At 50.6% G+C, this 14,108-nt stretch carries 17 protein-coding genes; 7 read left to right on the top strand and 10 right to left on the bottom strand.

The genetic code is table 11. The features are described from left to right. Nucleotides 1-2: 2 nt before the first annotated feature. The 7 genes from HXZ99_RS06540 (at nt 3) to flgL (ending at nt 6,401) form a co-directional block, all read left to right on the top strand. Complete coding sequence (locus HXZ99_RS06540; RefSeq protein WP_194756480.1) at nt 3-743, top strand: flagellar basal body rod protein FlgF; 741 nt, start codon at nt 3-5, stop codon at nt 741-743. 18 nt (nt 744-761) lie between these two features. Beyond that, on the top strand, nt 762-1,544 hold the full coding sequence (gene flgG, locus HXZ99_RS06535; protein WP_194756479.1) for a flagellar basal-body rod protein FlgG: 783 nt from the start codon (nt 762-764) through the stop codon (nt 1,542-1,544). Nucleotides 1,545-1,571: 27 nt separating this feature from the next. After that, the gene (locus HXZ99_RS06530; protein ID WP_194756478.1) at nt 1,572-2,261 is read left to right on the top strand and encodes a flagellar basal body L-ring protein FlgH; all 690 of its coding nucleotides are present in this window, start codon (nt 1,572-1,574) and stop codon (nt 2,259-2,261) included. A 12-nt stretch (nt 2,262-2,273) separates the two neighbouring features. Further along, complete coding sequence (locus HXZ99_RS06525; protein WP_194756477.1) at nt 2,274-3,380, top strand: flagellar basal body P-ring protein FlgI; 1,107 nt, start codon at nt 2,274-2,276, stop codon at nt 3,378-3,380. Continuing rightward, entirely contained in the window at nt 3,380-3,751 is a 372-nt protein-coding gene (locus HXZ99_RS06520) for a rod-binding protein (protein WP_194756476.1), read from the top strand. Before HXZ99_RS06525 ends, HXZ99_RS06520 begins: the two co-directional genes overlap by 1 nt. Nucleotides 3,752-3,819: 68 nt before the next feature. Continuing rightward, a complete protein-coding gene (flgK, locus tag HXZ99_RS06515) occupies nt 3,820-5,427 on the top strand; it encodes a flagellar hook-associated protein FlgK (RefSeq protein ID WP_194756475.1) in 1,608 nt (535 codons plus the stop codon). 20 nt (nt 5,428-5,447) lie between these two features. After that, on the top strand, nt 5,448-6,401 hold the full coding sequence (gene flgL, locus HXZ99_RS06510; RefSeq protein WP_194756474.1) for a flagellar hook-associated protein FlgL: 954 nt from the start codon (nt 5,448-5,450) through the stop codon (nt 6,399-6,401). Between the two features lie 76 nt (nt 6,402-6,477). On the opposite strand, the gene fliR is transcribed toward flgL, so the two are convergent. The 10 genes from fliR to fliI all read right to left on the bottom strand — a co-directional run bounded on the left by fliR (nt 6,478) and on the right by fliI (nt 14,083). After that, nucleotides 6,478-7,266: a flagellar biosynthetic protein FliR gene (fliR, locus tag HXZ99_RS06505; RefSeq protein ID WP_194756473.1), complete on the bottom strand. Its 789-nt coding sequence runs from the start codon at nt 7,264-7,266 to the stop codon at nt 6,478-6,480. Between the two features lie 7 nt (nt 7,267-7,273). After that, nucleotides 7,274-7,543, bottom strand: coding sequence for a flagellar biosynthesis protein FliQ (gene fliQ, locus HXZ99_RS06500; RefSeq protein ID WP_194756472.1), 270 nt, complete (start codon nt 7,541-7,543; stop codon nt 7,274-7,276). A gap of 10 nt (nt 7,544-7,553) precedes the next feature. After that, entirely contained in the window at nt 7,554-8,297 is a 744-nt protein-coding gene (gene fliP / locus HXZ99_RS06495) for a flagellar type III secretion system pore protein FliP (RefSeq protein ID WP_194756471.1), read from the bottom strand. Continuing rightward, nucleotides 8,294-8,677 (bottom strand): flagellar biosynthetic protein FliO, encoded by a 384-nt coding sequence (gene fliO / locus HXZ99_RS06490; RefSeq protein ID WP_194756470.1) that lies wholly within the window; start codon nt 8,675-8,677, stop codon nt 8,294-8,296. The genes fliP and fliO overlap by 4 nt, the downstream gene beginning before the upstream one ends. A gap of 8 nt (nt 8,678-8,685) precedes the next feature. Further along, nucleotides 8,686-9,135, bottom strand: coding sequence for a flagellar motor switch protein FliN (fliN, locus tag HXZ99_RS06485; protein WP_194756469.1), 450 nt, complete (start codon nt 9,133-9,135; stop codon nt 8,686-8,688). Further along, complete coding sequence (gene fliM, locus HXZ99_RS06480) at nt 9,128-10,216, bottom strand: flagellar motor switch protein FliM (protein ID WP_194756468.1); 1,089 nt, start codon at nt 10,214-10,216, stop codon at nt 9,128-9,130. The genes fliN and fliM overlap by 8 nt, the downstream gene beginning before the upstream one ends. A gap of 30 nt (nt 10,217-10,246) precedes the next feature. After that, complete coding sequence (gene fliL / locus HXZ99_RS06475) at nt 10,247-10,741, bottom strand: flagellar basal body-associated protein FliL (RefSeq protein WP_194756467.1); 495 nt, start codon at nt 10,739-10,741, stop codon at nt 10,247-10,249. A 94-nt stretch (nt 10,742-10,835) separates the two neighbouring features. After that, complete coding sequence (locus tag HXZ99_RS06470) at nt 10,836-12,227, bottom strand: flagellar hook-length control protein FliK (protein ID WP_194756466.1); 1,392 nt, start codon at nt 12,225-12,227, stop codon at nt 10,836-10,838. Nucleotides 12,228-12,239: 12 nt separating this feature from the next. Next, on the bottom strand, nt 12,240-12,710 hold the full coding sequence (gene fliJ, locus HXZ99_RS06465; protein WP_194756465.1) for a flagellar export protein FliJ: 471 nt from the start codon (nt 12,708-12,710) through the stop codon (nt 12,240-12,242). After that, nucleotides 12,707-14,083, bottom strand: a complete 1,377-nt coding sequence (gene fliI, locus HXZ99_RS06460; RefSeq protein WP_194756622.1) for a flagellar protein export ATPase FliI — start codon at nt 14,081-14,083, stop codon at nt 12,707-12,709. The genes fliJ and fliI overlap by 4 nt, the downstream gene beginning before the upstream one ends. Nucleotides 14,084-14,108: the final 25 nt, after the last annotated feature.

Below are 14,108 nucleotides of genomic sequence, written 5' to 3'. Positions count from 1 at the left end.
TAATGGACCCAATACTATACACCGCAATGGGCGGCGCAAAACAAACACTCGATGACCAGGCGGTAATCAACCACAACCTGGCTAACGTTTCGACGAGTGGCTTTCGCGCTCAACTGAGTGCGGTGCGAGCAGTACCCATTGGCGGACCAGGGGTGCACGATACCCGCACCGCGGTGGTGGGCTCGACTCCTTTGTTCGATCAACAAGCAGGTCCGGTGAATACCACCGGTCGTCCGTTGGACATTGCCTTGCGGGGTGATGCCTGGATGGCGGTACAAGCAGCCGATGGTTCGGAAGCTTATACCCGCCGGGGCGATTTAAACGTGGATCAAAATGGTGTGCTGAGCAGTAACGGTCGGCCAGTGCTTGGCGCTGGCGGACCTATCGTGATTCCGTTAGGTGCGGAAGTGACGATCGGTGAAGACGGCACGATAACCATGAAAGCAGAAGGCGCTCGACCCACGGAAGTGTCAGAAATTGACCGCATCAAAATGGTGAGTGGTGATGCTGGGGTACTGGAGCGGGGCTTAGATGGGCTGTTCCGCGGTACCAATGGTCCCTTGGCACAAAATGAAGATGCGCGACTTGCATCAGGTGCGCTGGAAGGCAGTAACGTGAGCGCCATTGAAGCCATGGTCGCTATGATTAACAACCAGCGCAAATACGACATGCAGATGAAAGTGATTGGAACTGCAGACGAAAATGCACAACGCGCAAACAGCCTGCTTTCAGTGCAGGGTTAACTTCGGAGATTCTTTATCATGATTAAATCACTCTGGACCGGAAAAACAGGCCTTGAAGCGCAGCAGTTTCAGATGGACGTGATTACCAATAACTTGGCAAACGTAAATACCACCGGCTTTAAGCGGTCGCGCGCGGTATTTGAAGATTTGCTCTATCAAAACATGCGTCAACCAGGTGCCTTAAACAATGCGCAAGATCGCTTACCGTCAGGTATGCAGGTCGGTACCGGTGTTCGTCCGGTGGCAACCGAACGTTTACACACCCAAGGCAGCCTTGTAGCAACAGAAAACTCACGGGATCTCGCCATCAACGGGAATGGATTCTTCCAAGTGTTGATGCCAGACGGTGAAGTTGCCTTTACCCGTGATGGTAGCTTCCAAGTGGATCAAAACGGTCAAATGGTAACGGCTTCAGGCTATCCATTGGAGCCGGGAATTTTTGTGCCCGCGAACGCCATGAGCGTGACCATTGGTGAAGATGGCATTGTGAGTGTTACGCAGCCAGGAAATCCGCAACCTACACAGGTGGGTCAAATTACCTTAGCCACATTTATTAATCCAACGGGCCTCGAAAGTGTCGGTGGCAACTTGTACCGAGAAACTGCGTCATCAGGGCCGCGCAATGAATATATGCCGGGCGATAATGGCACGGGCAAATTATTCCAAGGTTATGTGGAAACCTCGAACGTAAACGTGGTTGAGGAAATGGTAAACATGATCCAAACCCAGCGCGCTTATGAAATTAACAGCCGTGCCCTGCGCACCAGCGATGAGATGTTATCGCGCTTAACCCAGCTGTAATCGAACACCCCTGATTTTGAGGCAAAGATGATGAACATACACCGGAATTCAGCATGGATACGCAGCATCGCGATGATTGCCGCAGCCTTATGGCTCGCCGCATGTTCGGGTACGCCGCCACCGGTGGTTGTTTCTGAGCCTGAGCCCGTGGTGGTACCGGAAATGTTGCCGGTGAACGCCAATGGTTCAATCTTTCAAGCACAGCGCGGCTATGCACCTTTGTTCGAAGATCGGCGGCCACGCATGTCGGGCGATATCCTCACCATTGTGTTGCAAGAACAGGTGAGTGCAACGAAAAGTTCGGAAGCAGCATCGAGCCGGTCGAGCAACATGGGAATTAATCTGGCAGATTTACCCGATGTTCTTGAGGCCCTTGCAGAATACGGGTTTACCGTGGGTTCAGAGAGTAACTTCTTGGGACAAGGTTCAGCCCGGGCCAATAATACCTTTCAAGGCACGATCACCGTGTCGGTGATGGAAGTGTTACCCAACGGTAATCTACGCGTGCGCGGTGAAAAACAAATTGCGATTAACCAAGGTGCGGAATATATACGCTTCTCTGGGGTGGTAAACCCGCGCACCATCACTGGCCAGAATACCGTTCTGTCTACCCAAGTAGCGGATGCTCGTATCGAATATATTGGCGATGGATATATCCACGATGGTCAACGTATGGGCTGGTTCCAACGTTATTTTAACCGGTTTAATCCGTTCTAAGAGGGTATTCAAATGAAACGTTTTACTTTGCAGTGGATACTCGCTCTGAGCTTAATCATCAGCGCTCCGGCCCATGCGGAACGTCTGAAAGATCTGGCCGACTTTGCTGGCGTTCGCGATAACGTGTTGGTCGGCTATGGATTGGTGGTGGGCCTTGATGGTACCGGCGACCAAACCACACAAGCCCCGTTCACCGGGCAATCGTTAACCAACATGCTGTCGCAGCTTGGGGTGACCGTTCCTCCAGGTACCAATATGCAACTGCGTAACGTTGCGGCCGTGATGGTTACCGCCGATTTGCCACCCTTCTCGCGGCAAGGCCAGCGCTTAGATATAACGGTTTCTTCCGTGGGTAACGCCCGCAGTTTGCGTGGCGGTACTTTATTGATGACGCCTTTGCGCGGTGCCGATGGCGAAATCTACGCGTTAGCACAGGGCAACCTTTTGATCACCGGCGCTTCAGCAGAAGCGGCGGGAAGCCGTGAAGTGATTAATCATCAATCTGCCGGGCGTATATCTCGCGGCGCTATTGTAGAGCGGGAAGTGCCACTTGATATGAATGCAAACGGCAATGGCGAGTTAGAGTTGCACCTGCGTACCGCCGATTTTAGTACTGCGGAACGCGTGGTGACCCGAATTAATCAGGAGTTTGGCAACTTTGTGGCTAGCGCCGTGGATGGACGCGTAATTCGCTTATTTGGTCCGCAAGATGATAACGAACGCGTCCGCTTTATGGCGCGTGTAGAAAACCTACGTGTCACTCCCGACGAAGGCCGCGCTCGCGTTATTTTGAACTCCCGTACCGGTTCTGTGGTACTAAGCGGTAATGTCCGTTTGCACCAAGCTGCAGTCGCTCATGGTAACTTGCAAGTCACTATTGATACTCGTCGTGGGGTAAGTCAACCCGGTGCCTTTAGTCCGGGTCAAACGGTGGTAGTGACTGAAGCCGATGTACAAATTCGGCAAGAAGACGGCGTACTTAATGTGGTTGAAGGCGTTGAGTTGATGGAAGTGGTGAATGCATTAAATGCGTTAGGTGCGACCCCCATGGATTTAATGGCCATTCTTGAAGCGTTAAAAGCATCCGGCTCTCTGCGCGCGGACTTGGAGATTATCTAATGGCTGACGGCATTCCTAATTTCAGCCAAGCACGTCTAGCGATGGATGTGCAGGGTCTTAACCAAATTAAATTAGACAATCGGCGCGATGGTGCCGAAGGCTTGCGTCAAGCGGCGGAAGAATTTGAAGCCTTGTTTATTAATATGATGCTGAAAAGTATGCGCGAGGCAGTGGGTGACTCCGAGCTATTTGATAGCCACCAGCAACGCACCATGATGTCGATGTACGACGAACAGCTGTCGCGGCATATGGCAACCCGTGGAATTGGCCTTGCTGATCAAATGGTTCAGCAACTCCAACAAACGCCGATTTCTGCCACGGCAGCACCATCGACGATGACGCCAGAGATGACTAACGAAGCAAAGAAATAACCAGAATTTTGTCTCAAGCTACTGGGCTCCGTGCCGATAAGTAATAGGACAACAAAAAGGTACCGCGAATGAGTATTTTTAATATCGGAGTGAGCGGGCTCAATGCAGCGCAATCGGCGCTGAATGCGACCAGTAACAACATCTCCAACGTATATACGCCAGGCTACAACCGCGAGTTGATCATCTTAAATGAATCGACCACAGGCGGGGTGAAAGTCACCGATATACAGCGCCAATTTAATGCATTTATCTCTGATCGCTTAAATAATGCGAGCGGTTCGTTGGCATCCCTGTCCACCTATAAAAATCAAATCAATCAAATTGACAACTTACTGGCAGATCCCGACGCCGGCTTGGCACCTTTGATTCAAAAATTCTTTGGTTCCCTAGGTGATCTCGCTGGCGCTCCAGCTGAGCCGGCAGCCCGTGAAGGGGTGTTAGGGAACGCTAGTAGTATGGCGGCACAGTTTCGCTCCTTTGACGGTTATTTGCACGACATGCAGCGTTCGGTGAATGGCCAACTCAGCACCGAAATTGCTCGCGTCAACAACATGGCCGAGCAAATTGCGGCCTTGAATAAAGAAATTGCCATGTCCCAAGCAGCGACTGGTAAGCCACCAAATGCATTGCTGAATCAGCGGGACCATCTGGTCAGTGAGCTTAGCCAAAGCGTTGAAGTAAAAGTAAACGTGCAAGATGGTGGTGCTTACAATGTGTCGATTGGAAACGGCCAACCACTGGTGGCCGGTGATAAGACATTTAAATTAGAAGCCATCGGTTCGGCGGCTGATCCTGAGCGAATTGCTGTCGCTTATCGCGACTCTTCCGGGAATTTGATTGAATTCGGAGAAAATACCTTCCGCAGTGGCAACATTGGTGGCTTGATTAATTTCCGCAAGGAAAGCTTGGATAAAGCGCAGGCTCAATTAGGTCAAATTGCACTGACCATGGCGCAAACCTTTAATGAGCAGCATCGTCAAGGCGTCGATCTGAATGGCGAGGCGGGCGTCGATTTCTTTAGTGTGGGCGGACCTTTAAGCTTTTCCAATGCCAATAATAACGGCGATGGCAATATGACCGTCACCGTGACCGATGCGAAAGAATTACTAGCCACCGGATATGACGTGTCATTCAACGGTAACGAGTACTTTGCAGTGCGCCGAGATAATGGGGAGCGCGTCGACGTCAGTTTTGATGCAGATCAGAACACGCTTAGTTTCGGTGGCATGGCTGTGGCCATCACAGGTACGCCTGAAGCAGGTGATCGTTTCCGCTTAAATCCGGTGCAACGCGGTGCGCAGGGTTTACAGGTATTGGTGAACGATATCTCTAAAATTGCAGCGGCCCAAAGTAATGATGACGGTGATAACCGCAATGCGTTAGCGCTGCAAGGCATGCAGAGTATGCGTTTGGTGGGTAATAATGCCAGCTTTAGCCAAGCCTATGGTGCCATGGTCAGTGATTCTGGAAACCGGGCGGCGGTAGTGAATGCCAACTTAGCCGCGCAACAAGGTTTAACAGACCAACTGAAAGCGATGCAGCAGTCGGAGTCTGGGGTAAACCTCGATGAAGAAGCGGCCAACCTCATTAAATATCAACAGTTTTATCAAGCCAATGCGAAGGTGATCGAAGCGGGAATGACCATTCTCGAGACTATCCTTCAGTTGCGCCGGTAATGGAATTGGAGTCCTGAGTTATGCGTATTAGTACGGTGACTATTTTTGACCAGAACGTGAATTCGATGAATCGCCAACAGGCAGATTTTATGAAGGTTGGTCAGCAGCTGGCGACCGGTAAACGTGTGGTTAGTCCTTCTGATGACCCGCAGGCAGCGGCGCGCGCCATTGATGTGGGCCAATCGATTGCGGTGAATGAACAGTTCAAAACTGCGCGCGTAAGCGTACGGAATAATCTGGGTCAGCAGGAAAGCATTCTCAATAGTGCCAGTGATATTGTGTCCCGTGCGAAAACACTCATGATCCAAGCGTCGAGTGATACCGTGAGCGACGTTGATCGGTTGGCCGTAGCCAGTGAGATAAATGGTTTATACGAAGCCCTTATAGGCCTTGGCAACAGTACGGATGGCAGCGGTCGTTATACCTTTGGTGGTTACGCCGACGGTCGCGCACCATTCGAACGTGCCGCAGACGGGACTGTGGTATTTGGCGGCAGCGAAAATGTGCGTGAAGAGCGGGTAGACGGGGATCGCTTAATGAAAGTGGGGCACTCCGGGTTTGATGTGTTCTTAACGTCCTTAAGTAATGCGCGAACCACGTCGGAGCCAGAACTCAATAGTAATGTGTTTCGTACCTTCGAAAAAGCAATTGCTGCACTGTCTGATACCGATGGCACCATCCCGCAAGCAGAGAAGCGGACAATCTTTGGTGATGTCATGCGAGAGTTGGATAACGCCCAAGATAATATGCTCACGAAGCGCGCAGCCATTGGCGCCCGCTTAAATGAACTCGATACATTGGATATAGTGGCGTCAAACCGAAACTTAGGTTATCAGCAAACCATGTCTGATTTGGTCGACTTAGACTATGTACAAGCCAGTGCCGACTACAATCTAAGTATGGTGGGCTTACAAGCAGCTCAAAAGGCATTTGTTGATATCAAAGGCCTGAGTTTGTTTAACTACATCCGTTAACGGCTCTTTCTGAGCCGTTGCGCCAGCAAAACCAATCCTTCCCAATCAACACGCCCTAGCTGCTTATTGTAAGCGGCTAGAGCGGTGCCAACGCATCAAGAAAATGACTGATAAACTCAATTGAATTGGCGAACAGCCGTTGTAGATAACTGCCAAGGTTGGTGGTGAGCGTCATGATCAGGAATAAACCCATGGTGAGGGACATCGGGAAGCCGATTGAAAACACCGTAAGCTGAGGCGCTGAGCGGTTCAGGATACCCAGCGTAATATTGATGATGAGCAGGGCACCAAACACCGGTAATGCCAACAGAATGCCGGATAAGAACACCACGCTACCAAAGCGTGCGAGCATATCGAACGCCCCGAGATTCAGTCCTAAGGTGCCAATGGGTAATTGTTGAAACGAAAACGCTAAAATTTCGAGCACAATCAGATGCCCATTCAGAGCTAAGAACATCAGCATTGCAAACACATGCAGAATACGCGACAGAATCATGGTGTTGGCACCCGAATCTGGCGAAAAGAAGGTGGCGAAAGCAAGGCCCATTTGTAAACCGATAAACTCACCTGCAGCCTGCACAACTGCGAATGTGACCTGCATGATCAAGCCAATAGACACCCCAATAAGAATTTGTTCAACGATAATGCCAAAGCCTGCCCAAGAATAAATGGGCACATCGGGCATGGGTGGCAAAATCGGTGTGATGACAATAGCTAGCGTTGCGCCAAGGGCTAATTTTAACGGATTCGGAATTGCCGAATGTCCAAGAATGGGGGCGGTGAGCATAAAGCTGGTGAGGCGCACAAAGGGCCAAAAGAAGGCGGCTATCCACGCCTGAAGTTGCAGAAAGGTCACCTCCACCATAGGGCGCCTACATGACCATCAGAGGAATATTGGTAAACAATTCCCGCGTGTAATCAGTGATGAGCTGCAACAAGAAAGGACCGATGACAACAAGCATAATCACCACACCTAGAATCTTTGGGATAAACGATAAGGTCATTTCGTTAATCTGCGTTGCGGCCTGAAATAAACTTACAATCAAACCGATGAGCAGCGCCGTCAATAACAGCGGCCCTGCAAGATACAGTGCAACCCGCATGCCTTGGTAGGCGATGGTCATAACTTGTTCGGGTGACATCGGCGTTCTCCTATATGTAGAAGCTTTGGGCTAAGGAGCCGATGAGTAATTGCCAACCGTCGACAAGCACGAACAGCATAAGCTTAAATGGCAATGAAATCGTTGCTGGAGGTACCATCATCATACCGAGAGACATGAGGGTACTGGCCACCACTAAGTCGATAATCAAAAAAGGAATGAAGATAGTGAAACCAATTTGAAATGCTGTTTTTAATTCACTGGTGACAAATGACGGAATTAACACGTGCATGGGAATATCTTCAGGGCCATCGAGTGGACCTACATCTGCGAGGCGGACAAACAATGCCAAATCGTCTTGGCGGGTTTGCGCGAGCATAAACTCACGCAAGGGCTGTGATGCCAAGGTAATAAACTCTTCAAAGGTAATGGCATCCTCGGTAAGTGGAACCCACGCTATCTCATAAATTTGGCCGAGTACTGGCGACATAATAAAGACAGTAAGAAACAAAGATAGGCCCAGCAAAACCTGATTCGGAGGCGCCGATTGGGTACCCATTGCGGTACGTAATAACCCTAAAACGATAATAATACGCGTAAAACAGGTCATCATAAGCACAGCGGCAGGCAAAAATGCCATGCTGCTGAGTAAGAGTAAGGTTTGCAGCGGCACAGACCACTGTTGCGTACCATCGTCTAAGGTTTGGCTTTGCATCGCGGGTAATTCTTGAGCAATCAGCTCAAGCGGCATGATCAACAATGCGAGCCCTAGAAGGAGCAGAAGGCGGAATTTCATGATGATGATTTTCCTTGCTGCCTAGATTTTAACATACGAGCAAAAGGCGACGGCTGGGCAGGGCGCGGCGCTTTAATGTCATCTGGATCTGCGGGGGATAATTCCGATAAGGAGGTTACACTGCCGGGGGCTACACCGAGAATAAGCCGCTGATCATCAACTTGTACCACCACCACTTTTTCTTTAGGGCCAACACTAAGCACGCTGAGAACGCGCATGGGAATGTGCTGTTGACTCGCAGCAACTTGGCCAAAGCGTTTAAACATCCAAGCGCAAGCTAAGATCACTAAAATGGTGAGAATTAAAACCACAGAAACCTTGCCCAGCAGGGCAAGGCTATTGATGGCTTCGGAGCTTGTTTGAGTGGCGGGCGCGGTCATAGACCCCTCTATCGATTGAGTTTTTGGACCCGTTCCGCTGGTGTCACAATTTCTGTTATACGAATGCCGTATTTGTCATCGAGAACGACAACTTCACCTTGGGCAATTAAGTAACCGTTGATCATAATATCCATGGGCTCGCCTGCGAGACCGTCAAGCTCAACGACGGAGCCTTGTGCTAATTCGAGCAGCTGCTTGATAGTGACGCGGGTGCGACCAAGTTCAACACTCAGCTTGACCGGGATATCCATAATGATATCCAAGTCGTTCGCAGCACCTGCACGCGACGAATTCTCAAGGGGCTTAAACACTTGATCACTGGCCGATTGAGCGGTGCTTTGCTTTTCTGCGGCTTGCTCTTCGTTGAGCGCGTCTGCCCAAGGATCTTGTGAATCGCTTGCTGTCGTCGCGTCTTCGTTTTTCGGCTTTTCGTCTTTAGGCTTTTTTTCTTCAGTCATGATCAGACTCCTCGGCCGATTCCTCATCGATAAAATTATGGTCTAGTGTATTTGAAGAAACCGGGTACGCATGGTTTTCTAGCACGCGAGTTACGCGTAGGGCTCGCCGTTTATTCAGTGAGCCATATTCACATTCAAGCACCGGCAAGCCGCTAACAGTAGCGGTCACCGTTTTCGGTAATTCAACAGGCAAAACATCGCCAACTTTAAGCGCAAGTACCTGGGGTAGGCGCACGGGAATATCTAAAAACTGGGTAACCAAATCCACGTGAGACGACTGCAGCTCGCTGGAAATGCGCTCGCGCCAGGCCTTATCCGATGCACTGGATGCGTCTGCCCGTAAGTTGGTAAGACGATCTCGCAGCGGTTCAATCATGGAGTAAGGCATGCAGATCTGGAAGCTTGAATCGAGACTACCCACTTCTAAGTGAAAGGTTGTAGTGACAACAATTTCACTGGGTGAGCTGGTAATGCTGGCAAACTTAGGTTGCATTTCAGAGCGAATAAAGTTGATTTTTAATGGGTAAACCGCGCGCCACGCCTCCTGATAGGCATCGATGGCGAGGTTTAACACCCGATTAATGATTCGCTGTTCCGTTCCGGTAAACTCGCGGCTTTCGTTGCGCGTCATAAAGCGGCCGTCACCACCAAATAAGTTCTCAACGATCATTGAGACCATATTTTGCGGGAACACGACAAGCGAGGTGCCTCGCAATGGTTTCATCGCGATAATGTTAATATTGGTAGGCGCCGGCAGATTATCTGAGAAATCTTGGAAACGCTGATAGCGCACAGAATCGACGCTGATATCGGCGTTCCGCCGCAGCAAGTTAAACAAATTCATACGGAACTGACGGGCAAAGCGTTCGTTGATAATTTCGAGGGTATGTAAACGCTCCCGAACGACGCGATGCTGCGAGCCTGGATCAAATGGACGGGCTTCGACATCTTTCTGCTTCACATGGCTCGAACGCATCGAGCGCGACGATGTTTTGGTATCGTCGCTCGATTTTTTCGGCTTTGATACTGAGCCAAGTAGCGCATCAATATCATGTTGTGAAAGTGGTTTATCACCCGACATAAAAACGTCTCAAATTCCGAAGGTTAGGTGTTACTGAACGATAAATTCTGTAAACAGCACGTCGAAGATTTCAAGCTCGCGCTCGGAACCGCCATAAGGCTCTGATAAGCGCGCTTTAATACTGTCAGATAGCGCCATTTTTCCATCCGGCGTACTGATCATCTCAGCGTCTTGTCCAGACAGAAGTACTAATAAACGGCTACGAACTTGGGGCATATTATTCAATAATACGTTCTTAGTTTCCCCTTCCTGTACTTCCAAAGTCATGCCGGTGTACAGAAGTCGCGGGCCGAATTGGTCGCTGCGTAAGTTCACAGTGAATGGATCCACTTTTACGAATACAGGGTCACGCAGATTCTCTTCTTGTTGGCCACCCTGTAAAGCGTTAACCGTTAGATTTCGTGTATCCATCAATAAATAGGTGTTAGCGGCCGTGATTGCCACCATCAAGGCAACTAATATCAACAAAATCATAATGATCTTGTTGTTTCCTGCATCTTTTGCCTGAGCTTGCGCTTTTGCCATGGTCTCACCTGTGTCTCTTGAACGTTCTATTATGCCAATTAGTTGTGCGTTTGAATCGTTGAAATACCGCGATGATCAGGGGTATATCTTCGGTTTACGCGTAAAGGTCAATTTGTCCGTTACGTAGCGGAATATCGATCGCTTCCGGTTCGGCGGGTTTGTCCTCAATCAATGTATCGGCTGATTTGTGTGAAAGTTCAGTCATTTCCTGAGATTCTTGTTCTTTTTTGCCATCATTCACACCGGTTTCGCCCAATGCAATGCCTTGTTCAGCGAGAATTTCCCGCAATTGTGGAATAGCTTGCTCAACGGCTGCGCGCACTTGCGCGTTATTGGAACTAAACTGCATGCTCGCTGCTTGCTCTTCCATCTTCATACTAATCATCAGCGGCCCTAATTCTGCCGGATGTAATCGCAACTTCACCGTTTGATCTTGGGTGAGGTGCATATTCAATACCTGTTGGCCTAACTGTTGTTGCCAGCCCGAGGAAGCGAGCGGCGCAGATATCGAAGGAGAACTTGCAGCGGTAGGTTGCGCCGACGTTGTCGACATACCTTGCAAGCTCATCTGCTCTTGCGCGTTCGGTTGCACATTCATGCCCGAACCGATGTTTTGATTCACGCCTGATGTCGTTGCCTGCTGCATATCCTGCAACCACTGCGAGGCGACACTAGGTGCCATCTCGGTCGCTTGTGAATTTAGTCCGGCGAAAACTGGCACTGGCTGTTGGCCGGCCGCGTTCTGTGCCACGATTTGTGGCTGCAAACTTTGCGCTCGGGCCGCTTCCGTGCTTAATCGTGCATTGCTATCTGGTTGAACCTGCATGTTGCCTTTGATAAGGGTGGCTAATTGATTCTGGTTCTGGCTCGTTAGCATCGAATCCGCCGCCATAGCACGCAGCGAGGCGGCTTGTTGTGGATTGCTTTGATTAATGAGCGCTTGCGCTTCAGAACTTACGACAGGCTGAGCAGCACCCGGTTGCACGAGTGGTTGCGCTGGCTGAGCGGACTGTGCAGACATCAGGGTTTGAAGATTACCCTGTTGCCGGGTTGCTGTGCTTTGCTCACTTGTTTGCGTACCGGATGCTGTATTCTCACGTGTCGGGTTTTGCGCCACAGCGAGTGCCTGTGATGTAGCTATGCGCTCAAGAGCTGCCGCCAGAGCATCAAGATCTGGGCGACCGTTCGCGTCATCTTGACCGACGTGACCATCAGGCACCGGCGTGATAATCACTTCCGGTGGTTGTGATGAGCCGCGACCGATGTGCTCAATCTCTTGCGGCAACTCGGTACTGGCAAATGCGTTATTGGCTAAAACCTGTTGTGGCGTAAATGGGTAGGCGGCACGAGGCGGTACTTCGGCAGCCTGTTGCTGGCTTGCCAACACGGCATGAAAACCGGGGTTGCTGGCAGCCCCATGACCTGGCATATGGCCTTCTTTTGCAAGAATATCCGGCGTTGTGGAGAGGCTTATTAAATTTAACATGACAGACTACTCCTAATTTTCATCAGAGCCGACCAAGTGCAGCGAACTTTTTCGTGCCACCTGGTTGGTCGTAAATTCATCGTTTTGACGCTGCTCTTTGCGCGCAACCAAGGTGCGTTCTTGTTGCGCTCTCCGCTCGTTGAGGGTGGAGTACGACGTCAATTTGCGCTGCTCGGTTTGCCAGTGCTGCTTGCTTAAGTCAACACGCTTGCTTTGCTGCTGCAGAGCCTGACTTGCCTTCTGAATGGAGTCATCAAGCGACATTAAAAACTGGCGATAATTATGTAACGTGACCGGGTCAATACCATCCATCATCAGTTGCTGAAGCTGCACGGCATATTCCTGCCGGTAATTCATGAGCATATCCTGATGGGCAAGAATCTGACGTTCATTCTTGCGTTCAGATGCTAACAGCTGTCCGGCCTTATCGCGTGCTTCGCGGGCGAGGTCGGTTAAGGTTTCAAGTGCATTTGAACGACTCATTCAGTGCCTCCAATAACCGCAGTCAAAGCTTCACAAGCGTGAGCATGGGTCGCGCTTTGGGTGTGTTCTTGTTGTAAAAATGCCTCTAGATGTGGGTACAGCTGCACCGCCTGATCGAGAACAGGATCGTGGCCTTGGCTGTAGGCACCAACACTAATGAGATCTCGGTTACGCTGATAAACCGAGAAGAACTTCTTAAATCGCTGGGCCTGCTGCACCTGAGACTCGGGCACAACAGCGGTCATCACTCGACTAATGGACGCCTCAATATCAATGGCTGGGTAATGGCCAGACTCCGCCAGTGCGCGAGACAGCACAATATGCCCATCCAGAATAGCGCGGGCCGAATCGGCGATGGGATCTTGTTGATCGTCGCCTTCAGTAAGGACCGTATAAAACGCGGTAATCGACCCGCCCCCTTTGGTTCCATTGCCCGCGCGTTCTACTAGGGCGGGAAGTTTGGCAAACACCGACGGTGGATAACCCTTTGTTGCCGGTGGCTCTCCGATGGCTAGCGCAATCTCGCGTTGGGCCATGGCAAAACGCGTCAACGAGTCCATGATTAAGAGTACATTTAGCCCTTGGTCGCGGAAGTCTTCTGCTAAGCGCGTCGCGTAAGATGCACCTTGTAAGCGCTGCAACGGTGACGTGTCAGCTGGCGCTGCAACCACAACTGCGCGCTTTAAGCCCTCTGCGCCAAGAATGTTATCAATAAAGTCTTGAACCTCACGGCCACGTTCGCCAATTAAGCCAACCACAATCACGTCCGCTTTAGTAAAGCGCGCCATCATCCCCAACAGCATCGATTTACCTACACCGGAACCGGCAAATAGGCCCATGCGTTGGCCTTGGCCAACGGTGAGCAATGCGTTGATTGCGCGGATACCCACATCGATAGGGGTTTCGATAGGTGCACGATTCATTGGATTAATAATGGTTGTGGCAAGGGGGGCAAATTTCGCTTCAGCAAGAGGGCCCCGGCCGTCGAGCGGACGGCCATTCCCGTCCACCACCCGGCCTAGTAACGCCGTGCCAACAGGGAAGCGACGGCCTTCCTGCTTTCCGCTTTCTTGTAACGGGAATACGCGAGCGCCTGGGGTGAGCCCCTGAATTTCATTGAGTGGCATTAAAAACGAGCGATCCCCGGCAAAACCTACTACTTCAGCTTCAGCATAAGCGGGCGCTTGATCATAGCCTTGCTGTAACTCAACCTTACACGCACTGCCTACGGGTAGTTGTAACCCCACCACTTCTAACACCATGCCAGTGGCACGGACGATGCGGCCGCTGGTTCGATAGGGTGGTAAGCTTTTAACGCGCTCTTGTACTTTATCAAGGGCGTTCTGCCAGAGCGAAACCCGTGCTTGCTGCATTGAATCTTTCGGTACGGCGTTAGGT

Origin of the sequence: Aliidiomarina indica (assembly GCF_015354615.1) — a bacterium.
GTDB classification, from domain to species: domain Bacteria; phylum Pseudomonadota; class Gammaproteobacteria; order Enterobacterales; family Alteromonadaceae; genus Aliidiomarina; species Aliidiomarina indica.
The sequence above is the reverse complement of the archived record's forward strand: the minus strand, read 5'-3'. Positions and strand labels throughout refer to the sequence as shown.